General features: G+C 41.3%; 3 protein-coding genes. All 3 read left to right on the top strand.

From position 1 onward, the window contains the following. The coding region (gene bcsA / locus HUS61_RS20805) for a UDP-forming cellulose synthase catalytic subunit (protein WP_175092374.1) at nucleotides 1-1,883 on the top strand (1,883 nt) is incomplete at its 5' end. After that, nucleotides 1,880-4,129 (top strand): cellulose biosynthesis cyclic di-GMP-binding regulatory protein BcsB, encoded by a 2,250-nt coding sequence (gene bcsB, locus HUS61_RS20810; RefSeq protein WP_175092375.1) that lies wholly within the window; start codon nucleotides 1,880-1,882, stop codon nucleotides 4,127-4,129. The genes bcsA and bcsB, both read left to right, overlap by 4 nt. After that, nucleotides 4,129-4,839: cellulose synthase complex periplasmic endoglucanase BcsZ (gene bcsZ, locus HUS61_RS21725; RefSeq protein ID WP_258539862.1), on the top strand; the 711-nt coding region annotated here is incomplete at its 3' end. The genes bcsB and bcsZ, both read left to right, overlap by 1 nt.

Consider the following 4,839-nt stretch of genomic DNA (forward strand, 5'->3'; position numbering starts at 1 on the left):
TGCTTGCTGAAAGTTACGCTTGGTTAGTACTAATATTAGGCTTTTTCCAAACCATTAATCCATTAAACCGTAAACCAATCGCGTTAGGAAAAGACACTGCAAACTGGCCAACAGTTGATATTTATATTCCTACTTATAATGAGCCGCTTGATGTTGTGAAGCCAACAACAATCGCCGCGCAAAGTATTGATTGGCCTGCAGATAAGCTAAACATTTATATTTTAGATGATGGTAAACGCCCTGAATTTGCCGAATTCGCAAAGCAAATTGGTGTTGGTTATTTAACTCGCCCTGATAACAAACATGCCAAAGCCGGTAACATGAACCATGCGATGAAAGTAACTAATAGCGACTACATTGCTATTTTTGACTGTGACCATATCCCTGCTCGCTCATTCTTACAAATGACAATGGGACAATTCATCAATGACAGTAAAGTGTGTTTAGTACAAACACCTCACCACTTTTTTTCTGCCGATCCATTTGAGCGCAACCTCAAAAATCATCGTAAAATCCCAAATGAAAATATGTTGTTCTATGGCTTAATTCAAGATGGCAATGATATGTGGGATGCGACCTTCTTTTGTGGTTCGTGTGCTGTTTTAAGGCGCAGTGCCCTTGAAGAAATTGGTGGTTTTGCCGTAGAAACCGTCACTGAAGATGCCCACACCGCGCTAAGAATGCAGCGCGCTGGCTACAAAACAACATATATTAATATTCCACAAGCCGCCGGCCTAGCTACAGATAGTTTATCTGCCCACGTTGGTCAACGTATTCGCTGGGCACGCGGCATGGCACAAATATTCCGATTAGATAACCCGTTGTTTGGTAAGGGCCTAAATATCGCGCAGCGCTTGTGCTATTTAAACGCTATGTTGCACTTTTTATCAGGCATTCCGCGAATTGTATTCTTAACAGCGCCACTGGCATTAATTTATTTTAATGCGCAAATTATCTATGCACCGTTTGTTGCCATCTTTCTTTATATTGTGCCAACCCTGTTACAGGTAAAAATAACCAACTCTCGAATTCAAGGTAAATACCGCTATTCATTTTGGGGCGAAGTTTATGAGTCAGTACTTGCTTGGTATATTTTAAAACCCACGACAGTTGCGCTTATCAACCCGAATAAGGGTAAATTTAACGTGACTGAAAAAGGCGGTTTAAACAAGCAAGATCACTACGATTGGACGATTTCAAAGCCTTATATAATCTTGTTGCTTGTTAACGTTTTGGGTATGACCTACGGCGTGTTTAGATTGCTCTTCGGCGATAGTTCACAAATAGGTGTACTCGTCATTAGCATGCTGTGGGCAAGCTATAACGTGATAATTTTAGGTGCAGCTGTGGCTGTTGCCGCTGAAGCCAAACAAGTACGCAGCTCACACCGCATTAAAGCAAATTTCCCTGCAGCTATTCGCCTTGCTAATGGCCGTACTATTAAAGTAAAAATTACGGACTACTCAAATAATGGTGTTGGTCTTGAAACTGACCATAATCACCTTTGCCGTGTAAATGATAAAGTCGAGCTACTCATGAGCCGTGGCTTGAAGCAGTTTTCATTCCCAACTTATATCTGTAACACCCGCGATAAACAACTGGGTCTTACCCTCAGGGATTTAGATTTAGAAAAACAAAAAGCCTTTATTCAATGCACTTTCTCACGTGCTGATGCTTGGCTTGATTGGCAAGAAAACTTTAAACACGACAAGCCTTCATACAGCTTTTCTCACGTTTTTTATACCAGTCTAAGAGGCTTTAAGAACTTGATTTTCCATGCCCCAAATGAATTAAGACCCGCGATTGCGTTTGCATCAAGAGTCTTGTACTTTGTGGCGTCGTTATTACCTAAAAAACCAACAAAAGTACTAAAAACATCATGATAAAAACTTTTTTAACCTTGTTATTAGCTTTTGGCACACTCAGCATATCTGGCTGGGCGATAAGTGCTGAGCCTCTCTCTAATAAAGCGATTTTTGATGATGGTTACCCAGAGCAAGCACCAATTGAAAGCATGACGCTAAGCTTTGAAAAGCTTGGTTTAAGCAAGTTCAAGCTTGATGGAGTGAGTAATAGTACCCGTGTTGATTTTACAAACCGCCTCGATAAATTAGGGAAAAAACTGACCCTGGACTTTTCATACACAACTTCACCATCACTTATTGGTCGTGTCTCACATTTGAAAATTTTCTTAAATGAAAACCTTGTCACTGTGCTACCTATTGATGATAAGGCAACGCCAATTGGCACAGTCTCTGAGCGCAGCATTGTTCTTAACCCTAAGCTAATCAAAGACTTTAACCAAATTCGCTTCGAACTAGTCGGTTTTTACGATCTGGTTTGTCAGGATGACTATAGTAAAACAATATGGGCCGAGCTTAGTAAAAGTAGCCGTATTTCTATTGACCGTCAGTCACTTGCTCTTGAAAGCTTACTTGAGTATTTCCCTGCACCATTTTTTGATTCGCGAGATTACAACAAGGTCAATTTACCATTTGTGTTTGCATCACAACCTGATGAAAACACACTCGAAGCAGCAGCTGCACTATCAAGCTTTTTTGGCGCTCAAGCAAAATGGCGCAAAGCACAGTTCCCTGTGCAAATTAATGCAACACCGACAGAACATAGTGTCGTATTCGCAACAAACGACAACAAGCCTGATTTTTTATTGAATTACCCTGATGTTGAAAAGCCAACTGTAGAAATTATCAGCAGCCCTACTCAGCGCTACGCCAAAGTACTGCTTGTTTTAGGTAAAGACACAGCACAATTGAAAGAAGCCGTAGTAGGTTTAGTCTTTGGCTATAAAGTCATGACTGGTCGCAGTGCAACTATTGATGCAATTAGCAACTTACCGCTTCGAGAAGCCTACGATGCGCCACTGTGGGTGCGTTCTGATCGCCCAGTAAGCTTTGATGAATTTATTGAATACCCAACTCAGTTGCAATCGGAAGGCTATCGCGGTCTACCTGTTCGGTTAGACTTGCGTTTTGCACCAGATTTATTCACTTGGCGTGAAAATGGTATTCCTATTACCTTGAATTACCGCAACACGCCTGTTGAGCAAAACATGTTGTCGCGTTTGAATATGTTGATTAACGGTAAGTTTGTGGATGGTTTTATTCTTGATAACGAAGGTGGTAAAACGATTACAACCGATACCTTGTTACCGCTTTTATCTGAATTCAATCCAACCAAAACTCGTCAAGACTTTGAGCTAACAGGGTTAGATTTAACAACAAATAACCAGCTGACTTATGATTTTAATTTTGCAGTCGTAAAAACCGGTGAGTGTAGCGCCATTCCTGCCGGCGGTGAATTTGGTGCAATTGATGGCAGCTCTACCATTGATGTAAGTGACTTCCATCACTATATTGCCATGCCAAACCTACGCGCCTTTGCAAATGGCGGTTTCCCATTCACCAAATATGCCGATTTACACCAAAGTACGCTTGTAATGGAAGCTAACAGCTCAGTTAACGCAATTAGCTTATTACTTAATTTTGCGGGTCATTTAGGCGCTATTACCGGCTACCCAGCGCACCGTTTAGACATTCAATTTCCAAGTAACCAATTGGCGCTAAACGATAAAGACATTATTATTATTGGTAAGCCTGACTCTTTCTTAAACTCACTTGCCAAAGACAGCGCCCTAAGTGTGCTTATCAACAACAACCAACGCATTGTTGATCAAGCTATCTATAATGGTGCCTACGACACTAAAGGTGCTGAAAAAATTAAAGTAAATATAAGCAGCATTGGTCGTTTAGCCGTGATGTCTGGGTTCCAGTCACCGTTTGATTCAGACCGCTCAGTAGTCTCTTTGATTGCCAGTAATGAAAATGCTTTTGCACTTCTCACTGATGCACTGCTCAATGATGATAAAACAGCTCAAATAATGGGAAGCTCAGCCATTATCAATAGCCAAGGCATCAAAACGATTAAAACCGATGAGCAGTATTTTGTCGGTCACGTACCTATTCATACCCTCATTTGGTTCCACTTTTCAGACCGCCCAGTATTGTTAGCGATTCTATCACTACTAACCCTATTACTTATTTCATTTATGTTGTGGCGAGTGCTTGCGCTACTTACCAAAAAACGTTTATCTGAAGGAGATCAGGCATAATGAAAACTATCGCTTCTTTACTATTCGTTTTTGTTTTTTCAAGCAACGCCTTAGCTCAGTTAAGCTGCAGCGCTTGGCCGCAGTGGAATAACTTTAAAACTCACTTCATTACACCTGAAGGACGTGTAATTGATTTGGGTAGTGATTACAGTATTACCACCTCAGAGGGGCAATCTTATGCGTTATTCTTTGCTTTACTTGCCAATGATAAAGCCAGCTTCGATAAGTTGCTTGAGTGGACTGAAGTACACCTTTCTGAAGGTGACTTAAGTACCCGTTTACCAGCGTGGCAATGGGGAATAAAGCAAAATCAAGGACAAATCCTTGATTCAAATCCAGCTTCTGATTCAGATTTATGGATTGCTTATACCCTGTCACAAGCGGCTATCTTATGGAATGAAAGACGCTACGCAGTGCTCAGCTCAGTGCTTGCTGAGCGCATCATTCGTGAAGAAACAGCGCAGATACCAAACCTCGGTCTGACTCTATTACCTGGGCCAACAGGCTTTGAAAAAGACAATAGCTGGAAATTAAATCCAAGCTATGCACCGCTATTTATATTTGCGCAATTTGCGCACCTATACCCGCACTCGCCTTGGCAAACATTACACGATAACTCAGCGCAGTTATTAATAGATACAGCACCAAAAGGCGTGAGCCCTGATTGGGTTAATTACAGCGTGGAAAAAGGCTTTTATCATGATAAAAGC

This window comes from Pseudoalteromonas sp. 0802 (assembly GCF_013350085.1).
Taxonomy (GTDB): Bacteria; Pseudomonadota; Gammaproteobacteria; order Enterobacterales; family Alteromonadaceae; genus Pseudoalteromonas.